The 19,442-nt window shown below is 65.5% G+C and carries 17 protein-coding genes; 11 read left to right on the top strand and 6 right to left on the bottom strand.

What is annotated here, in order from left to right; translation table 11 throughout:
* Positions 1-180: 180 nt before the first annotated feature.
* Positions 181-492: a hypothetical protein gene (locus F7O44_RS01880; RefSeq protein ID WP_162448484.1), complete on the bottom strand. Its 312-nt coding sequence runs from the start codon at positions 490-492 to the stop codon at positions 181-183.
* A 220-nt stretch (positions 493-712) separates the two neighbouring features.
* Positions 713-1,159 carry a MarR family transcriptional regulator gene (locus F7O44_RS01875; RefSeq protein WP_162449271.1) on the bottom strand — a complete coding sequence of 149 codons (447 nt, stop codon included), beginning with the start codon at positions 1,157-1,159 and terminating at the stop codon, positions 713-715.
* Positions 1,160-1,340: 181 nt separating this feature from the next.
* On the opposite strand from F7O44_RS01875, the gene F7O44_RS01870 reads away from it, so the two are divergent.
* The 9 genes from F7O44_RS01870 to F7O44_RS01830 all read left to right on the top strand — a co-directional run bounded on the left by F7O44_RS01870 (position 1,341) and on the right by F7O44_RS01830 (position 10,419).
* Positions 1,341-2,198, top strand: a complete 858-nt coding sequence (locus tag F7O44_RS01870; RefSeq protein ID WP_162448483.1) for an SDR family oxidoreductase — start codon at positions 1,341-1,343, stop codon at positions 2,196-2,198.
* A 45-nt stretch (positions 2,199-2,243) separates the two neighbouring features.
* Positions 2,244-2,684: a DoxX family membrane protein gene (locus tag F7O44_RS01865; RefSeq protein ID WP_162448482.1), complete on the top strand. Its 441-nt coding sequence runs from the start codon at positions 2,244-2,246 to the stop codon at positions 2,682-2,684.
* 141 nt (positions 2,685-2,825) lie between these two features.
* A complete protein-coding gene (locus tag F7O44_RS01860) occupies positions 2,826-4,412 on the top strand; it encodes an ABC transporter substrate-binding protein (protein WP_162448481.1) in 1,587 nt (528 codons plus the stop codon).
* A 4-nt stretch (positions 4,413-4,416) separates the two neighbouring features.
* Positions 4,417-5,262 carry an ABC transporter permease gene (locus F7O44_RS01855; RefSeq protein ID WP_222850956.1) on the top strand — a complete coding sequence of 282 codons (846 nt, stop codon included), beginning with the start codon at positions 4,417-4,419 and terminating at the stop codon, positions 5,260-5,262.
* 3 nt (positions 5,263-5,265) lie between these two features.
* Positions 5,266-6,222 (top strand): ABC transporter permease, encoded by a 957-nt coding sequence (locus F7O44_RS01850; RefSeq protein ID WP_162448480.1) that lies wholly within the window; start codon positions 5,266-5,268, stop codon positions 6,220-6,222.
* 5 nt (positions 6,223-6,227) lie between these two features.
* On the top strand, positions 6,228-7,127 hold the full coding sequence (locus F7O44_RS01845; protein ID WP_162448479.1) for an ABC transporter ATP-binding protein: 900 nt from the start codon (positions 6,228-6,230) through the stop codon (positions 7,125-7,127).
* Entirely contained in the window at positions 7,124-7,909 is a 786-nt protein-coding gene (locus tag F7O44_RS01840) for an ATP-binding cassette domain-containing protein (protein ID WP_162448478.1), read from the top strand. The genes F7O44_RS01845 and F7O44_RS01840 overlap by 4 nt, the downstream gene beginning before the upstream one ends.
* A gap of 34 nt (positions 7,910-7,943) precedes the next feature.
* The gene (locus tag F7O44_RS01835) at positions 7,944-9,308 is read left to right on the top strand and encodes an alpha/beta hydrolase domain-containing protein (RefSeq protein WP_222850955.1); all 1,365 of its coding nucleotides are present in this window, start codon (positions 7,944-7,946) and stop codon (positions 9,306-9,308) included.
* A 4-nt stretch (positions 9,309-9,312) separates the two neighbouring features.
* Positions 9,313-10,419: an ArsR/SmtB family transcription factor gene (locus tag F7O44_RS01830; protein WP_162448477.1), complete on the top strand. Its 1,107-nt coding sequence runs from the start codon at positions 9,313-9,315 to the stop codon at positions 10,417-10,419.
* Positions 10,420-10,421: 2 nt separating this feature from the next.
* On the opposite strand, the gene F7O44_RS01825 is transcribed toward F7O44_RS01830, so the two are convergent.
* The 3 genes from F7O44_RS01825 to F7O44_RS01815 all read right to left on the bottom strand — a co-directional run bounded on the left by F7O44_RS01825 (position 10,422) and on the right by F7O44_RS01815 (position 14,761).
* On the bottom strand, positions 10,422-12,761 hold the full coding sequence (locus F7O44_RS01825; protein ID WP_162448476.1) for an NHL domain-containing protein: 2,340 nt from the start codon (positions 12,759-12,761) through the stop codon (positions 10,422-10,424).
* A gap of 75 nt (positions 12,762-12,836) precedes the next feature.
* Positions 12,837-13,697: a metallophosphoesterase family protein gene (locus tag F7O44_RS01820; RefSeq protein ID WP_162448475.1), complete on the bottom strand. Its 861-nt coding sequence runs from the start codon at positions 13,695-13,697 to the stop codon at positions 12,837-12,839.
* A 155-nt stretch (positions 13,698-13,852) separates the two neighbouring features.
* Entirely contained in the window at positions 13,853-14,761 is a 909-nt protein-coding gene (locus F7O44_RS01815; protein ID WP_162448474.1) for a zinc-binding dehydrogenase, read from the bottom strand.
* A gap of 290 nt (positions 14,762-15,051) precedes the next feature.
* Between F7O44_RS01815 and F7O44_RS01810 the strand changes: the two genes are divergently transcribed.
* Positions 15,052-16,014 (top strand): Rpn family recombination-promoting nuclease/putative transposase, encoded by a 963-nt coding sequence (locus F7O44_RS01810; protein ID WP_162448473.1) that lies wholly within the window; start codon positions 15,052-15,054, stop codon positions 16,012-16,014.
* Between the two features lie 132 nt (positions 16,015-16,146).
* Here F7O44_RS01810 and F7O44_RS01805 read toward each other — a convergent pair whose 3' ends face one another.
* Positions 16,147-17,160 carry an aldo/keto reductase gene (locus F7O44_RS01805; protein WP_162448472.1) on the bottom strand — a complete coding sequence of 338 codons (1,014 nt, stop codon included), beginning with the start codon at positions 17,158-17,160 and terminating at the stop codon, positions 16,147-16,149.
* A gap of 488 nt (positions 17,161-17,648) precedes the next feature.
* Here F7O44_RS01805 and F7O44_RS01800 point away from each other — a divergent pair, with 488 nt between their 5' ends.
* A complete protein-coding gene (locus tag F7O44_RS01800; protein ID WP_162448471.1) occupies positions 17,649-19,157 on the top strand; it encodes a choice-of-anchor B family protein in 1,509 nt (502 codons plus the stop codon).
* Positions 19,158-19,442 lie beyond the last annotated feature (285 nt).

The raw sequence follows: 19,442 nt of genomic DNA, 5'->3' as shown, positions 1-19,442 counted from the left end.
CGTCGCGTTCGTCACGTGGCTCACCGTCGGTCGCCCGATCGGAGATGTCACCGCCATCGACGCCTATCTTCTCGGGTCCAGTGCCGCCTGCGCCGGTCAACGGTGAGGGACGCGCCAGGGGTACGGGTCAGGCGAGAATTCGAGCGAACTGCTGGATCCGGTGACGCCTGAACGAGGTGCTCAGCTACCGGAGAAGTCGGCGATGAGCTCCGCGCAGTTGTTCCACGGGGTCAACGGCGCGCCGGGAACAACCGCATGGCCGGCCTTGGTGCGCAGCATCTCGCCGGCCGTGCCGGTGTGGACGTGAGCGTGGTGAGCGTTGAGCGGGACCGGTTTGCCCGCGGCCAGGTCAACGCAACGCTTGAAACCCACGGGCTCGCCGTCGGCATCGAGTTGCAGCCCGAGCACGAGCATGTGCGGGTGCGGAGGTACCTCCGACTGGGCCGGCATGGCGGTGGCACCAAGCAGGAGTCCCCCAGCGAACAAAAGCATGAAGATGCGCCTCATCGTGTTCCCCCCTTCATGTGGCGGGTCTCTACCCCGCGACGAACGATGACGTACGCGAACGACGGCCCACACTTCGTCTCGATAGAGGCGAGTGCACGCTCACCGGAACGTGAGCTGAACCGCCTTTCATGCTTGGACCACATAGTCAAGAAATGGTCAAGAACGACTCATGTCCGGCGGACGCCTCGATCCACGGGACTCGACACTATTCACGGGTGCCGCCAGCCAGCTCCGAGTTGACCCGATCCAGGATGCTCTCGCCAATGTCACGGAGACTCTTGAGTTCGTCAGCGGTGAGCACACCGATGACGAGGTGCCGTACGGTCTCGACGTGGCCCGGCGCGGAGGCGACGATCTTGTTCCAGCCAGCATCGGTGAGTAACGCATTGGTGTAGCGGCCGTCGTCGGGACAGGCTTCGCGACGCGCCCAACCACGCTGCTCCAGCCTCGTCACGACATGTGAAAGCCGAGACAACGAACTACTGGTCCGCTCGGCGAGATCACTCATCCGGAGCACCCGGCCGGGAGCCTCGGAGAGCATAGCGATCACAAAGTACTCGAAGTGACTCATGCCGGCATCGCGACGCAGCTGTGCGTCAAGAGCCGCCGGGAGTTTGGTCAGGATCCTGGCCAGCGGCAACCACGCGTCCATCTCATCTGATGTCAGCCACCGGGGCTCGGCCGAGGGTATGTCCGTCTGATCCGCATTCACAGTGTCAAGAGTACGCAGTTTGGTTGAAGCTTCATGTGAAGCTGATCACCTTGACTTGAAGCTTCAAGTGATTCAGTCTAACTTTTGGTTGACGCTTCAACTAATCGGATGGAGAAGCATGATGATCACTGTCACCGCAGCAACCGGGCAGCTTGGCCGCCTCGTCGTCGACGCCCTGCTCGATCGGGGCGTTCCCGCCGACCGGATCGTGGCCGCCGTACGTAACCCAGGCAAGGCCGCCGATCTGGCCGAGCGAGGTGTCCACGTGCGGGAAGCGGACTACACCAAACCAGAGACCTTGACCTCCGCCTTCGCCGGCACCGACAAGCTCCTGCTCATCTCGTCCAGTGAAGTGGGCCAGCGCCTCGATCAGCACACGAATGTCGTCAAAGCCGCACAGGTGGCTGGGGTCTCACTGATCGCGTACACGAGCATCCTCAACGCCGACACCACTGGCGTCGGCCTCGCGGCGGAACACAAGGCCACCGAGGCCGTCATACGGGACTCAGGTCTGCCGAATGTGTTCCTGCGCAACGGGTGGTACATGGAGAACTACACAGAGAATCTCGCTCCGGCTCTCGAGTTCGGCACGTTGCTCGGGGCCGCTTCGGGCGGGCGCATCTCCGGCGCCACCCGGGCCGACTTCGCCGCCGCAGCGGCCTCGGTTCTGACGAGCGACGGTCACGCCGGCATGGTCTACGAGCTCGGCGGCGATACCCCGTTCACGATGGCCGAACTGGCCGCTACCGTCACCGCGCAAAGCGGCAAACAGGTCACCTACCAGGACCTGTCTGCGGTGGATTACACCAAGGCCCTCGTTGCCGCGGGCCTTCCCGAACCGGTCGCCGACATGCTGGCCGACAACGACCTCGCCGTAGCCCGAGGCGAGCTGTTCATCGACAGCCGCGACCTGTCCACCCTGATCGGTCGGCCTACTACTCCCTTGACCGACGCCGTCACGGAAGCCCTTCGGGCCTGACACCGCACTTCAAGATCAACCATCAATTCGTTCGTAGGAGTATTTGTGTTTCGTTCGCCCCTCATTCGTGATGTCGCTCTACTGCTTGCGCGGATAGGTATTGGATCCGTATTCATTGCCCACGGGTGGCAGAAGCTGTTCGATTTCGGCATCGACGGAGTCGCGGCGGGCTTCGACCAAATGGGCGTGCCGTTTGCCACCGCCGCGGCATGGTTCGCGGCACTGGTCGAACTGGTCGGAGGCGCGGCGCTGGTCCTCGGCCTGGCGACTCCCGTCGCGGCATTGCTCCTGGTTGCCAACATGGCGGGGGCTTTCGTCTTCGCACACGCAGGCAATGGCATGTTCGTCGATCAGGGCGGCGCCGAACTAGTACTCGCGCTGGGCGCGGCGAGTCTCGTGTTCGCCGGCCTCGGCAGTGGGCGTCTCGGCCTCGATCACGTCATCGCACCACGACTCCAGCCTGGCCCCAGCGCCGTCGCGTCCTGACGAATCAGCGGGCTCGGAGCTCAGCAACTCACCACAGTTAACGCGTACGCGTTAACTATTGACCTCTCTCTGACGGACCCGGTGTACGGTCCTCGACAGTGCTCAGCTGCCTGTCGATCACGCCAGAGAGAAGGTCTCACCATGCGTAATCTCCGAGCCCGCGCCGTCGGTGCCGGCTTTGCCGGCGTCGTCGTAGCGCTCGGCGCCTGCAGTAGCGGCAACCCCGGAACCCAAGCCGACACCGATGCCGGAACTGCCGGTGATCCGGTAACTGGCGGTGATCTCGTCGTTGCCTCTCTGCCGACGGTCATCGATCCGGCCGCGTCCACCTCGCGGACCAACTGGATGGTGGCCGCGACCGTCTGTGAAGGGCTCTTCGCCAACGGCGCCGATCAGCAAGTGCACGACGGCCTGGTCGCGGCCTGGGAGTACGACACCGACGAGTTGGTGTACCGCATGGCGCTCCGTGACGACGTCGTCTTCCACAACGGAGACCCACTCACAGCCGACGACGCGGTCGCGTCACTCGAACGTTATGGAGCCAGCGACTCCGGGGAACAGTTCGGCGAACTCGTAGACGGTTACACCATCGATTCCGACACCGAGTTCACCATTGAGCTCAACCAGCCCAGCGGCGCCATTCCCGCGCTGCTCGCCACGCCGGACTCCCCCGCGTACATCATGCCGGCTTCAGCCATCGATGGCGCCAGCCCCGATGACGCGCTGGAAGAGCTCACCTGCACCGGCCCCTATCAACTGGACTCGTTCACAGTCGACCAGAACGCGAAGCTCTCGCGCTTCGACGGCTACGTCTCCCGAGACGAAGAGCCCGACGGCTCGGCCGGGGCGAAGACCGCGTACGTGGACACCATCGAGTTCATCCCGTTCAACAGCGCCAATGCCTTGAACCAGGTCCGCACCAACGCTGTGCACGTCGCCCCGCAATTTGTCAGCCTCGACCAGCTCGACAGCTACGAGTCCGACCCGGCACTGGCGCCGGTGGTCCAGGTTGACGGTGGGTTCAAACTCTTGCAGTTCAACCACGAGGAAGGCCCGTTCACCGATCTCCGTCTACGCGAGGCGGTGAAGCTGGCGGTGGATCCAGAGGCGATCGCGATCCAGAACCTCGGCGGTCTGGACTACTTCTCGGACAACTCCAGCATGTTCGCCGAAGACTCCCCCTGGCATTCCCCCGCGGGTGAAGACGTTTACCTCGACCGGGCGAACCCCGAGTCGGCGGCAGCCTTGCTCGACGAGGCCGGGTACGACGGAACCCCGGTGCGTATGCTCTACCGGCCCGACCAGGACGCCTACGGTCCGCTGCTCCAGCAGCAACTGGAGGACGCGGGTTTCGTCGTCGAACCGCTGGCCGTAGATGCCGCCACATTCACGGCTACGCGGACCGAGCCGGACAGCTGGGATCTGTTCCTGGCCGGCGGCACCAGCTACTCCGACCCACTGACGGTCGTGTTCCTTGCCGACAGCTTTCCGGGCTGGTGGGTCTCTGACCGCAAGACCGAGCTGATGAACGCCATCCTCGAGGGCGCCGACTTCGACGAGCGCAAGCCGGCGTGGGACGAGCTCCAGGGGCTGATCTGGGAGGAGCTGCCGTTCATCAAACTCGGCTCCGAGCCTCGGATGGCGATCACCAGCGTTGACGTCGGCGGGTTCGAGCCGCAGCAGGGCACGGTCCGGGGCTTCTACAACATCTGGCTGAACGGAAGCTGATCCGGTGCTCCGACGACGTCTCCCCGACCTGCTGGGACACCGTTCGGCGATGGCGGGCGTGCTGATCATCAGCGTGGTCATCGCGCTCGGCTTGCTCGCACCGCTGCTCGGCGGCGATCCCGCCCGGGTCGACCCCGCGAATCGGTTGCGTCCACCATCGTCGGAGTTCCTCCTGGGAACCGACGAGATGGGCCGCGACCTCTGGACCATCCTGCTATATGGGGCACGAACCTCCATCGGCATCGCGGGGGTGTGCACCCTGCTGGCGATCATCCTCGGCTACCTGGCCGGGGTGTTGTCCGGCTACTTTCCCGCCGTGGACGCCGTCGTCATGCGCATCATGGACGGGCTGATGTCCTTCCCCAACATCATCCTGGTGATGGCTCTGATCGGCGTCATCGGCAACGGCATCGGCGCCGTGGTCTTCGGCCTCACCGTGGTCCTGGTCCCACCCATGGCACGAGTGGTGCGCAGCGCCACACTCGCCGCCCGCGAGCTGCCGATGGTCGAGTCCGCCGTGTCATTGGGCGCCCGGACCCGGTGGATCCTCACGAAGTACGTCGCGCCTGAAGCCATCTCAGTGGTGATCGTGCAAGCCACCATGGCGTTCTCGATGACAGTACTGTCCATCGCGGCGCTGTCGTTCCTCGGCATCGGGCTTCCGCCAGACGTGCCGAGCTGGGGTGCCAGCCTCTCCTCCGCGCAGCAGTACTTCAACGTGGCGTGGTGGATCGGCATCTTCCCCGGCGCGGCCATCCTGGTCACTGTCCTCGGACTGATCCTGCTCGGCGACGGCTTGCGCGACGTCTTCGACCCGCGCTCCAGTACCGTCAAGGCCCCGGTGGTGTGACGGATGCTTGCATATATCGCACGACGTCTTCTCGCGTTGCTGCCCACTGTGGCGGTCCCTATGGTGCTGCTCTTTCTTCTGCTCCGGCTGACCCCTGGCGACCCCGCCGCCTCCATCCTCGGTGAGGACGCCACCGTCGAGCAGATCGAGGCGCTTCGGGAAGAGATGGGGCTCAACGCTCCGCTGCCCGTGCAGTTCGTGGAATGGCTCGGGTCCGTCGCCAGGCTCGACTTCGGCGACTCGATCTTCCTCCGGGCGCCGGTGATGGATTTGGTCGCGGAGCGCGCGTTCGTGACCCTGCAGCTGGCACTACTGGCGATACTCGTGGCTGTGCTGGTCGGCCCGGCACTCGGCACATTCGCGGCCACCCGCCGCCGAAAGAGCGTTGACCAGACGCTGGTGGTGGCCTCGGCGGTCGGCGTGGCGATGCCGACGTTCTGGCTGGCGATCATCCTGATCGCCGTCTTCGGTGTCCAGCTCGGTGTGTTGCCGGTGGCCGGATACGTGAGCGTGCTCGACGATCCGGTCGAGGCGCTGCGCTACCTCGCGCTGCCGGCCATCTCGATCGGCCTGCTCGAGGCGGCGGTTCTCTTCCGATACACCCGCTCCGGGGTTCTGGACGCGCGGTCACAGCCGTTTGTCACCACGGCGCGCGCTCAGGGGATTCCCGAGGGCACCGTCACGCGGCGATACATCTTCCGGGCGGCGACGGTTCCGGTCGTGACAGTCCTGGGGCTGACCGTCGCGGGCCTGCTGGGCGGCGCCGTCGTCACCGAAAGCATCTTCTCCATTCCGGGCATCGGGCAGCTTCTGCTCACCGCGGTGTCCCGACGCGACTACCCGCTGATCGAGGGCACGATCTTCTTCATCGCGATCGTGTTCGTTCTGGTCAACCTCCTGGTTGACGTGGTGTACGGCTTCCTCGACCCACGCATCCGGCTCGGCGCGGCGAAGGGATAACCGATATGGTCACAACTGCTACCGACGTCACCGCGGCCGGCCCGCAGCCGCCCCTGTTACGCACCGAGAACCTCAGCGTGTGTATCGACTCACACGGTGAACGGAACACCGTCGTCTCCGACGTGAATCTGGAGCTCACGGCCGGCCGGACGATCGGCATCGTCGGCGAAAGCGGCTCGGGCAAGTCCATGACCGCCGCGGCGATCATGGGTATCCTCCCGCCGGTCGCCACGGCCCAGGGCCGGGTTTTCTACCAGGGAACCGACCTGCTCACGCTGGACGACAAGGCCCGGCGCGCCATATCCGGCCCGGAGCTCGCCTACATCTTCCAAGAGCCGATGAGTGCTCTGCATCCAATGCTCAGCATCGGCGCCCAGATGATCAGGCCAATGCGTATACATCTCGGCCTGTCGAAGAGAGAGGCCCGCGAACGCAGCGCCGAGCTCCTGGACCAGGTCGGCATCCCCAAGTCCAGGGGCCTCCTCGGGGCCTACGTCCATCAGCTCTCCGGAGGTATGCGGCAACGGGTCATGATCGCGATGGCGATCTCTTGCCAGCCCGCTCTGCTGCTGGCCGACGAGCCCACGACGGCACTCGATGCCGCCGTGCAGAAGCAGATCCTCGAACTGCTGCTCGATCTACGCGACCAGCTGGGCCTCGGCCTCGTCCTGATCAGTCACGACCTGGGCCTGATCTCCCGGTACGCCGACGACGTCCTGGTGATGCTCGACGGCGACGTCATGGAACAGGGACCAACCGCGGACGTCGTCGCGAATCCGACACATCCGTACACGCGTGGGCTGATCGAGTCGGCACCGAGGATCGGGCACGTCCCACGCCGATTGCCCACCATCGACCGGGCGAAGTTCAGTACGCGCGCTCTCGCCGACAAGGAGGCTCGATGACGCCCACAGCACCGGCCCTGCAACTCGAGCACGTGAGCAAGGATTTCCGTTTCGGGTCACTGTTCAGCCGCGCGGTGCATCACGCCGTCGTGGACGTCAATCTCCATCTCGAACGGTGTCACGTCCTCGGCGTCGTCGGCGAAAGCGGCTCGGGCAAGTCCACCCTAGGACGGATCGCGGTGGGACTGATTCCGCCGACGTCCGGCACTGTCACCGTGGCCGGTGAGCGGCTCGACAACCTCGATGCCGGTGCCCTGCGCCGCAAACGACGCCAGATGCAGATGATCTTCCAGGACTCGTCCAGTTCGCTCAACCCGCGGATGACATTGCAGGACCTGCTGATGGAGCCCTTCCGAGTCCAGGGGCTACTCACCGAGCCCGATCGTCGACGACGGGCCTCCGAGCTCGCGGACGAGGTTCAACTCGCCCAGGCATTCCTCCCACGGATGCCCCACGAGTTCTCCGGCGGCCAGCGGCAACGCATTTCCATCGCGCGTGCGCTGGCACTCGACCCGGGGTTGATCGTCGCCGACGAACCTGTCTCGGCGCTGGACGTCTCCGTGCAGGCGGCGATCCTGAACCTGCTGAAGGACATTCAAGAAGCCCGGGACCTGTCGATGCTGTTCATCAGCCACGACATGGCCGTCATCGAATTCATGAGCGACGACGTCGCGGTGATCTACCAGGGCCGGATCGTCGAGCACGCCGCCTGTCAGGAGGTCTTCGCCAAGCCGCGCAACGACTACACCAAACTCCTTCTCACCTCCACGCCGTCGCTCTGAAACAGCCGGCACAGCACCGCACAGGGGTACACACGTGAACACCACAGTCGAGTCGAGCATGACCAGGCCCGCGCAGATAGCGGGCCCGGTCCCGGTCACCCCCACCTCCGAGCCAGTGATCCTGGAACCTTATGGCCGGGAGCGGATGGCCACCTACGGATACGTCGAGGACGAGTACTTCGTCTCCGGCGAGGCGGCCGGCGCGCCATACCGGACGCGGATCCTGGTCCGCCGCCCGCGAGACCCGGCCAGGTTCAGCGGGGCGGCGGTCGCCGAGGTGTCGCACATCTGGGGCGGAACCTCGGTCTGGCGTGCGCTCAACCGGCATCTCATGCGCTCCGGGCACATGTGGGTGGAGATCGACTCGCAGGCTCCTAGCGCGCTCGAGCTCATCGCCGCGGCCGATCCTGACCGCTATGCCTCGATGACGTTCGCTGACGCCCCCGGAGCGAGGAAGTTCGCGAGCACCATCCCGTTCGACCCCGACGCCAGCAAAGACGAGTTGGCTCGCCGTTATGACGAGTTCAAGGCGCGCTGGTGGGCGGCCACCCCGCAGTCGTTCGACATCATCGCGCAGGTAGCCGCCGCGCTGCGGCGAGGGCTCCCGGGAAGCAGCGCCGTCAGCGAGATTTACCTGGCCGGCATCTCCCAGACCGGCGGCGTGGTGCGCAAATTCGTCCAGGAGCACCACGTGGTCCAGCGGCTGGACGACGGCGGCCCGGTCTTCGACGGCTACCTGCCCGCCGCATCCGGCGGTGCCGCGTTGCCCGACGTGGACGTACCGGTCATCGAGTTACTTGGCGAGGGCGAGTTCCAGTCCGTCCGCCTGCCCTGTGGTGTTTCCGGCCAGGTGCGCGGCGTCAGCCACCGCCGGGCCGACAGCGACTCCTTCCGCCTGTACGAGGTGGCCGGAATGGCACATCGCGAAACCCGGTTCATGTCCGACGCCGACATCCACCGCCTCCGGAATTGCCCGCTGCCGCCCCGAGCCATCTGGAGCACCTTTCCCAACTCACACGTCTACGCCGCGGTACTCGACCAGCTGATCGGGTGGGCACGCGGGGTGAGCGCCCCACCGCCAAGCATGTGGCTGCGGACCGCCGGTGCGGGCGATGACATCCAGCGCGACGAGCACGGCAACGCACTGGGCGGGCTGCGGACCCCCTACGTCACGGTGCCAGTGTCGTCGCTGGTGGCCGCTACCCCGGTTGGACGGCCGTCCTGGTACCACGGACACGAGATCCCGTTCGACGTCGCCACTCTCGACACCCTGTACGGATCCGCCCCTGTCTACCGGCGCCGGGTCGCCGACGAGATCGCCCGCATGATCGATGATGGTCTCTACGATCCGATCGACGCCGAAGAGATCCGGCAGCAGGCAGAGAGACTGAGCTGGTGAGCAGATGGCCATAACGGTGGAGTTGTCGGGCGTGCGCGCCAGCGATGTCAGCGTGCAGTTGTCCCCCATCGCCGAACTCATGGCGATCTTGCATGTCGTCGCTGAGCCCGGGCATCATCCAGACCGCACGTCCTTCGTCAAACACCTTGGCAGCGTGATTTCCGAAGACCTTCGCCGCGTGCTCGCCGAGCTGTCTCCGTTCTGGGCGAGATTCCGCTCCCGGCATCTGATGCCGCTGAGCGCCGGGCCCGACGGCTCCCTCGACGACGAACTGGCCACGCTGGGCCGGCTTTCCGTGGACGCCTTCACGGCGATGGCCTCAGAAGCGCTGCTCGGGGTGCGATCGGCCGAGTTCCGCCACCTGCGCGACGACCCGGCGCTTGCGAAGACCTTCGTCGAACGCTGTCAGGAGAAGTCCGACCGCCGGGGCTTCCTGGCCGCGCGTCTCGCCGAAGACCCCAACGAACTCCAGCAACGTCTCGTGCACGCACTGGAGCAGTGTGGTCGTGAGTTCTTCGATGCCGAATGGGCACAGCTGCGCCCCCGCCTGACACCGGCCAAACGCGAGATCGAACAACAGTTGCGCCACCAGTCCGTGCCGTTGGTCTTCGCCTCGCTGACCCCCACCGTCAAGCTCTATCCCGCGGCTGCCAGGGTGGTGTACGACAAGCTCCAGACCGAGACCGTGCGCGCGGACTCACGCGCCTATGTGCTCGTGCCGTCGCTGTTCACCCAGCCGCATCTGCTGGTGAAACACGACCGGACCTACACCAACGACGTCACCGACCTGCCGGTCGTCATTCAGTTCCCGGTTATGGACATGGAGATGTCCACCGGCTTCACGCTGGAACACCTTCGGCAACGCCTACTGGTGCTCACCGATCCCGCCCGGCTTTCCCTGTGCCGCCATCTTGTCAACGAGGAATGCACCACCAGCGAGCTGGCCCGGCGCACCGGCATGCCAGCTCCGCAGGTATCCCGGCACCTCGCTCGACTACGTGATGTCGGATTGTTGCTGTCCGACCGAGATGGCCGCTACATCCGGCACCGGCTGTTGCTTGCCCGGATCTATCGGCTCGGCCCCGAACTGGTGAACTCGATCGTGCGTTGAGTTCAACTCGAAGAACGCCTCCGCCGGAAGAGCAGGTAACCGCCGACAGCTACCCCGACAGCCGCGACACCGATGATCATCGTCCACCACGGCGTGCCGGATGTGTCGGCTTCCGCGGCAACCAGCGCCGTAGCGTCCTCGCCTGCCTTGGGCAACACGGATACCTGGTGGTTTCGCGCCTGGGAGAAGTACACGCTGCCCGCGCCGTCCACCGCGAGAGCTGCGGCGCCGGTGTCCCCCGGGGTCAGCACCGTGATGATTCCGTCGGTGCCGATCGCCTGGATCGATCCCCACCTGCTCAGATAGATCGTGCCGTCGTCGTCCGCCGCGAGATCGTAAACCCTCAGGTATACCTCGGTGGCTGGCACTCCCTCGGTGGGATCCTCGTACTCAGGTGCTTCCTTCCCCCCGACCGTGGTGATCACGCCATCCGCATCGACGGCACGGATTCGGCTGTCGTTGCTGTCCGAGACGTAAAGCGTGCCGTCATGACCGACGTCGATTCTGGTCGGCCTCTCCAGCTCCGCTTCTACCGCGGGCCCGCCGTCGCCGGAGAAGCCCGCGTCCCCGGTCCCGGCGATCACCCGCACGGTTCCGTCAAGATCGACGTGCAGGATCTGGTGAGCCTGCGAGTCCGTGACATACAGGCTTCCGTCCGCAGCCGCGGCCACGTCATGCGGCGCGTTGAACGCCACGTGGGTAGCCACCCCGCCGGCCGCGGCAGCGTTGCTCTCGTCGGGAGGTGCCCCGGTGCCCGCGACCGTCGTGATCACGCCGCCTGGGCTTACCTGACGAACGCGCTTGTTCTGCCGGTCGGCCAGGAAAAGCGTGCCGTCGGCGGCCACGTCGATCCCGGTGACACCACGCAGGCCGACCTCTGTCGCCAACCGGCCGTCACCCGTCATGGGCCCCGGTCTGAGCGAGTCGGCCCAGTCCGGGCCGCCTCCGGCAACCGTGGTGATGGTCCCGTCCGGGTGGATCGCACGTACCAGGCCGTTGCCGGAATCCAACACGTAGAGCGTGCCGTCCGGTCCGACGGCGAGATCGTCCGGGCCGGACAGCTGGGCGTCACCCGCGGGTCCGTCGTCGCCGGAATACCCTGCCTCTCCGGTACCCGCCACCACGGTGATCTCGTGCGCGTTCACCTCCGCCCACAGGTCGGGGGCATCGACCACGGTGTCCGGCACCTCGGACTCAGCACCACCCCCATCGAGTGGAATCCGGTGTACCTGACCCTGATCGCCGTCGCCGACGTAGAGCGCGCCGTCCGGCCCTATGGCCAGCGCGGACGGATCCTTGAAATAGGTGGGCAAGCTGTGGATCGTGCCATCCGGCGTGATCATCCGAATCCGGTGATGCCTGGGGTCCACCAGATAGACGGTTCCGTCCGGGCCGACAGTCAGTTCTCGCGGGAAACACAGCTCGGCGTCTTCGGCGGGTCCGCCGTCGCCGGTGTAGCCGCATGCCTCACCGCCGGCGATGGTGGTGATGACACCCTCAGTGTCGATCCTGCGGATCCGCTGACTCGGGATGTCGTCATCGCTTGCCCTCATCCGGAACACGTCCGCCACGTAGAGGTTGCCGGCGGAATCGACCACGACGTCGAACGGCCGGGTGAACGACGCCTCGGCAGCCGGTCCACCGTCGCCGCTGGACTCCTCCGCCGCGTCGCCAGTCCCGGCGATCGTGGTGATGACGCCGTCGGTGTCGATCCGGCGGATATAACCACCAGCGTCGGCGATGTAAAGCTCGCCGTCCTGGCCGACAGCCACGCCGGCAGGGGACCGCAGCTGGGCTTGTGCGGCTGGTCCGCCGTCGCCGGCGTGTCCGTAGTCGCCGGTGCCGGCCACGATGGTGGGCTCCTCACCAGGATCCACACGCATGACCTGGCCGACGAGGCTGTCGGCAATGTACAGCTCGCCATCCGGCCCGGCGGCGAGGCTGGTCACGCCTGCCAAGCCGTCAGGCGTCATACGCTGCCTGCCGGAGTCATCGGACTCCGCCACCAACCCGCCGGCCACGGTGCTGATCGTCCCGTCTGGTGCGACCTCGCGGATGTAGGCGCCGCGCTCGGCACCATCGACGCGAGTGGCGATATAGAGGTTGCCTGCGTCATCGAACGCCAGGTCACGCACTTCACCGAGGTTCGCGTCGACGGCCGGCCCACCGTCACCCGAGTGGCCTAGTTCGCCAGTTCCCACCACCGTCTCCAACGGGCCTGGCTCGACCACCGCGCCGCCCATCGGTGAAGCGCTTACCGGGACGGCGCTCGCGCCGGCAGCGGCGACGCCCGTAGACAGGACGGCACAGAACGACAGCGGAAGAAGCGAGATTCGCAGCACGCCCGATTATGACACGTCACGATCTTCGTGAATCGGGCGTGCTAAGACACTCGGCGCGACGCAAGGTGGCATCGCTCACCGCCCGCCGTCCGGGCCGAGCACACCGTCCAGCAGAATGTTCGCGATCCGGGGCCCGGTGGGCATCATCGTGACCAGCGTGAGGTGATCGAAGTTTCCGGCTTCGCCGGGAACAACCCAGGATCCCCCCGTGGTGCCAAGCCGGATGAAGTCTCTCCCTGCCAGTTGGCGCCGCCGATAATTGTGCACATGGCCAGCGAAGACGGTGTACGGACGCTCACCCAGCGCCCGCAGCACGCGGTCGAAGCCGGGCGCTCCGGCACCCTGCCATGCGGGCATGTGCATGCACAGGATCGTCCAGCGCACGTCTGGATACTCGGCCAGAATCTGCTCCACCCATGACAGCTGTTCGGCGCTGAAACGTGCCGGCATCGTCCCCTCCCACCCGTCTACGGACATATCGAGATGGACGTCGCCGTCACCTGGCCGGGGCGAATCCTGCGTGTCCAGGGCGACGAACAGAACATCCCGGTAAACGAAGTGATAGTGAAGCGCGCCGTATCGACTGAGCCACTCGGTCCGCATCGTGTCGTTACTGACGTCGTGGTTTCCCGGAACCCGGAACATCGGCACGTCGAGTCGGGCCACCGTCGTGTCGAATGCCGTGGACTGCCGAGCGATCTCCGCCGCATCGCAGGTGTAGCCCTCGATCGTGTCGCCCAATTGGATGACGAAGTCAGGACGTATCAGGTTCGTCGCATCGACCGCCCTGCCGAATACGCCCGGCCGCTCCCCGCCCGTCAGATCCGACAGGAGGGCGAAGGTGAACTCTGCCGGCCGTTCCGGCAACCGATCGAGCTGCGCCCACGGGGTCGCGCCTTCGAACGCCGGCAGCAATAGGGCGGATCGATCTGTCATGGGGCGCCTCCTCAGGCGGATGTGTGCGCAGCCGGGCTCACCCGACACTCTCCAGCTGCAACGGTAGAGGAAGGGAACCGGGTAGCCATCGAGGACCGGCCCTCGCAATCACCGATGCAGCCCAACCCGCCCCCTCCTCGGCAGCAAGCACCGGTTCACATCGTCAGCACGATTTTGCCCCGTCCGTGTCCGGTCTCAAGCTCACGATGCGCATCGGCCGCGCGCTCGAGTGGGTACGTCGAGCGGATCAGCGCGGTCAGCGTGCCCTCGGCGTACATGTCGACCAGGCTCGCGAGCCGGGAAGCGGAGCGGGCACCGGACAAGGTGGCGATGCCCGCCTTCGGTCCCGCTTCGTGCTCGTAGATCGTGCGGGTCCGGGTGAGATCCTTGGCCAGCTCCAGCGTGGCCGCGAGAGCTTCTCGCCCTGCGCCGTCGAGCACGACGTCCACACCGGCGGGCGCGAGATCCCGCACCTGTTCCACCAGGCCGAACCTATAGTCGATGGGTTCGGCGCCAAGTTCGCGCAGATAATCGTGATGCTCGGAACGGGCGGTGCCGATCACCCGCGCACCACGCAGCCGGGCCAACTGCACGGCGAACCCGCCGACGTTCCCAGCCGCGCCATGGATCAACACCACATCGTCCGGCCCCGGCTTGACTTCCTCCCAGGCGATCTCCGCGGTCTGCGCACCGGCAGTGAACCCGCCGGCCACTTCCCACGGCATCGACCACGGCTTCTCGACGATCTGCCCAGCATCGACCACGACGTATTCGGCGTAACAGGAGAGGAAGTTGAAACCGAGCACCTCCGTGCCCGCGCGCCACTCACTGACCCCGTCTCCGACCGCATCGATCACCCCCGCGAACTCGTTGCCCGGCACCTGAGGCAGCTCACCCTCGGCATACTGCGGGCGCCACCCGGAGCGGATCGCGAGATCAAAGGGCTGCACGCCCGCTGCCCGCACCCGGACCCGTACCTGGCCTGCCCCTGGCTGCGGGTCCGACAGTTCGCGAACTTCGAGCACCTCTGGGCCTCCAGGGGTACTGACGTAGGCAACCTTCACCGAGTCTCCTCACTCTCGTTAGTTGCCGCTCAGCTTTCCACCTGAACTAAAGTTGAGGTCAAGAACACCCCACCACCGCGCCCGGCCGAGCCTCGTGGCCTCTTGTAACGTTTCCGGGCGCGAATCCGCCCCCATCCGTTACGCCAGGCCACGAAGCCGCACTCGACCATCACGCGCCGCGGGAGCACATCCCTGACTCGACGGGCTCTGAGCCAAAGTCCGGGCCTATATTGTCGGTGCACGCTTGTAACGTTCCCTGTCATGTCGAACCATTCGACCCCCACGATGCGGTGTTCCGACGGATTCTTGGTGAACCAGAAAACGCGGCGTCCCAGCTGCGCGCCGTACTGCCGCCCGACTTGGCCGACAGCCTCGATCTTGACCACCTAACCCGAGTCTCTGGCAGCTTCGTCGACACCAACTTGCGCTGGCGACACTCCGACCTGCTCTTCACTGCACCGCTGGATGGCCACGACTCGTTCATCTATGTCCTCGTCGAACACCAAAGCAGCACCGACACTCTCATGCCGTTTCGGATGCTGCACTACATCGTCCGGATCTGGGACCGCTACTTGAAACAACACCCCGACACCACCCGACTCCCCGCCATCATCCCTCTGGTCGTGAACCACAACCGCCGCCCTTGGACGGGCCCCACCGACGTCATCGACCTCATCAATCTGCGCCCTGACACCACAGAAGTCACCCGGGCTTACCTGCCGCAGTTCCAGTTCCTCCTGGACGACCTTGCGCGCGTAGACGAACAAACGCTGCGGGCACGGCCACTGACCCCGCCGACACGGATGACCCTGCTTTTACTCAAGACCGCGCCCGGCAATACCTCCCTCGCCGACGACTTGCGACGCTGGGCCGACGACCTGCGCGCTATCCTGAATCGGCCCAATGGCAAAGACGACTTTCTCAGCCTGGTGACGTACATTGAAAGCGTCGGAGAAGCACCCACCGACGAGCTACATGACCTGTTCATTCAACTCGGGCCCGAAGCAGAGGAGGCATACGTGACCACCGCAGAAATGCTCCGCGCCGAAGGCGAGGCCCGCGGCAAGGCGGAGGGCAAGGCTGAGGGCAAAGCTGAGGGTCGTGCGGAGGCACTCGTGCAGTTGCTTAACCTCAAGTTCGGCCCACTCCCCCACAACACAGAGGACATGGTGCACGCCGCCACCACCGACCAGCTCGCAACTTGGACCGCTCGTGTCCTCACCGCCGACACGCTCGAGGACGTTTTCCGCTGAAGCCAGCCCGAGCACTTCGGGCCAGCCCGCCACCACCGCCGCGCGCGGCAGAATCCACGGGCACTTGTCCTGTGACTCGACGGCCGGCTGAGCTGGTCACCGTGACGGTCACCAGCTCATCAGCTGTGTCGGTCACATCGCCGCGACGGGTTCGGCGCGCAGGTCGCCCAGCAGCCGTTCCACCTCGGCCAGCTCGTCCGGGGCCAATGGGCCGTACTCCATGGCGCCGGCGTTCTCTTCCACCTGCGCTACGGTGCGGCAACCCGGGAGCGGGATGGTGGCCTCGCTTCGAGCCCAGATCCAGGCGAGTGCGCCCTGGCCCAGAGTGCGTCCACCGCTACGCAACACGTCCCGCACGGCGGCGACTCGCTCGAGCCAGACCGGGACCGGACGGCCGTCGTCGAAGTACTTCAACCACTCCGGCGCAACGCCGCGGACGTCATCTGGCCCCAGCCTCGACGCCGCGGTGAACTTGCCGGTCAACAAGCCCATGGCCAACGGGGAGCGGTTCAGGCTGGCCAGACCGTAGGACTCACACACGGCGAGGATCTCGCCGGCATCTTGCAGCACGGAGAACGCGTGCTGGATGCCGACGCAATGCTCACCGTCGCGTGCCCACGCGGTCGCCCGGTCGGGATAATCCGTGCTCCAGCCATACCAACGGATCTTCCCAGCCTCGACCAGCTCTTCGAGCGTGCCGAGCAGCTCTTCGGCCTGGGGTATCGGCAGATCGTTGAGATGCAGCTGGTAGAGATCGACGTAATCGGTGCCGAGCCTGCGGAGCGAGGCTTCGAGTGCCGTGCGCAGATAACCGGGGCTAGGGTCGCTGCCGGTGAGTTGCCGCGTGGACTCGTCGATCGTGTTCCCCCACTTGGTCGCGATCACGACGTCGTCGCGGTCCGCCTTGAGGGCCTCTCCCAGGATCCGTTCACCGTGCCCGGTGCCGTAGGCGTCGGAGGTATCGAACAGCGTGACGCCGAGTTCTAGCGCGCGGCGTATCGTCCGGCGGGATTCGTCGTCGTCGACCTCTCCCCAGCCACAGGGCTGGCTTCCGGCCCAAAAGGGGCCTCCAATCGCCCAGCAGCCCATCCCGAGCGCACTGACCTCGATTCCGGCGCGTCCCAAGGTACGTGTAAATGCAGTCATGTCCGCAACTCTGCAGCCTGGAGTGCGCTCCAGGTCAAACACGCGTCCTGTGATCTTCCACGTCCTGGGCGGGTTGGGGTTGATTGATGGCTTCGATACCAAGAGCGACACGAATGATCTGATTGAAACGATCCACCTGTCGGTGGCGGTATCGAAGACGCACCTTCTGTCGCCACCCACGGCGGACTTACCCGCGGCAGGCCCAGCAACGTCGGCCTCACGGGCGGCAGGTACGCACCAGGCAAGTGACCAGTCGCGCTGCCTCCTCCCCCTGTCTTCCGTGATCGGCAACGCGCCGACCTGCTGGTTTCCGACCGCGGAGTGGTGCACGAAATGCCGGAACGGTCCAGCGCCGGTTTGAGAACCGTCGGTCCTGAAGTGACTCTTCCGCATGCCATGAGTCGGGCGTACCCTTCGCTGGCATCCGATGGTGGGGCTAGTGATTGGGGGGCACAATGAGAACACAACGCCCATCGAGGTTGCGCCAGATGAGTGCGGTAGGCGTCGCCCTGGGAGTGACGGCCGGGTTTGCCATGAGTGGTATGGCGCTCGCGCATGATCGGCACGACGTCGATCCAGACGCCCTCGCCTTGGAGATCGTGCAGTCACAAGGCGACGGAATCGAGACCCTGCCCGTGGCCAAAGGTCCGTTCCCCGACACCGAGAACATGCGTTTCCTGGGGCAGGTCGCCCCGGAGGCCATGGGCGCTCTCCCGATCCCGGGCGCCTTCGCCGACACGACGGCCAAGGGCATTCTGAACGACATCTGGGGGTGGACTTCACCAGCCGGCGAAGAGTACGCGCTGGTGGGGAGCACAGGCGGGATGGCAGTTGTCCGAGTCACCGATCCCGGCAATCCCGAGTTCCTCGGCAGCCTCGAGAGCCAGGCGCCGGGCAACATCGGCAACCTCTGGGGGGACGTGGGTGTCTTCGAGAACTTCGCCTACTACACGTCGGAGATCGTCGGGTCCGAGATCGACGTGGTGGATTTGTCGGTTCTCGACGGCCTGGCACCGGCCTCCTCGCCCGACACGGTGTTGCCGGCACCAACCTTCCGGTTCTCGACCGGCGGCTACCTCTCGGCCCACAACATTCAGGTCAACGAGGACACCGGCTTCGCCTACGTTGCCGGGGTCCGCCTCGAGCCGGGTGCCGCGAACAACGCCTGCGGCCTCGACGTGCCGCCGCGGTTCAACACGTTGATCTACGACCTGAACACCGATCCAACGAATCCCGACGTAGCGGCCTGCCTGCCCGACATCGGGGAACACGACTTCTACCCGGTCGTCTACGACGGGCCGGACACCCGGTTCCAGGGACGCGAGATCGTGTTCGTCTTCGACGGCCGCGACCGCATCCCACCTGTCGGCGAGCGCATCGGTGGCTTCACCGAGATCTGGGACGCGACCGACAAGAACAACATCGAGGTGCTCGCCCGTTTCCGGGTTCCGGAACTGGTGTTCTCGCACGCCGGCTGGACGACCGAAGAGCAGGACTTCCTGTTCATCAACGATGAACTCGACGAACTGGTCGCCGCAGGCTGGGCATTCACGGAGTTCTTCGCCCAACCCGTCGACGACCCCACCAAGAAGCCGTCGACCGGTACCTACATCGTCGACATCCGAGAGCTGGACAACCCGGTCTTTGTCGAGCGGTTCAATCACAGCACGGCCAGCTTGGACCACAACTTCATCGTCAAGGACGACAAGATCTACCAGGCCAACTACACGTCCGGGACGCGGGTACTCCAGATCGAGCGAGATGCGGCCGGCACAGTCAGCCTGAGCGAGTTCGCCCACATGGACACCGAACCACGGCTGCCGAAGAACATCCTCAACCTCAATCAGGAGGACAAGTTCGGCACCGCGTTCCTCGGGCAATGGGGCATCTTCCCGCTCTTCGACAGCGGCACCATTGTCGCGAGCGACCGCAACAACGGCCTCATCGTCATGCGGTTGAGCGACGCGCCATGTAAGGGAATCAGATGCAGCAGGTGAGCCTGACGCGCTGTTGATCCGAGGCGTGACGACCCGCTCGCTTCCCCGCTCAGACGTGGAGCGGGAAGTGAGCGGGTCGTCCTTCCCGTGCGGCTCGCAGCCGGTTGCTCACCGGGGACTGGCCTCCAGGAATTCGTTCAACCGGTAGGCGATGTCTACCTCTCGCGGAAGATCGGTGATGAGGGCCGGGACGATGTGTACCTGCGCAGTGGTCCCGCGCCGGTTCGCCGGATCCTGTCCGAGCTTTTGGAGCTCATCATGAGCGATCAGATCAATCCGGTGAGG

It is taken from the genome of Phytoactinopolyspora mesophila (assembly GCF_010122465.1).
Taxonomy (GTDB): Bacteria; Actinomycetota; Actinomycetes; order Jiangellales; family Jiangellaceae; genus Phytoactinopolyspora; species Phytoactinopolyspora mesophila.
This window is presented reverse-complemented; position numbering and strand designations above follow the sequence as displayed.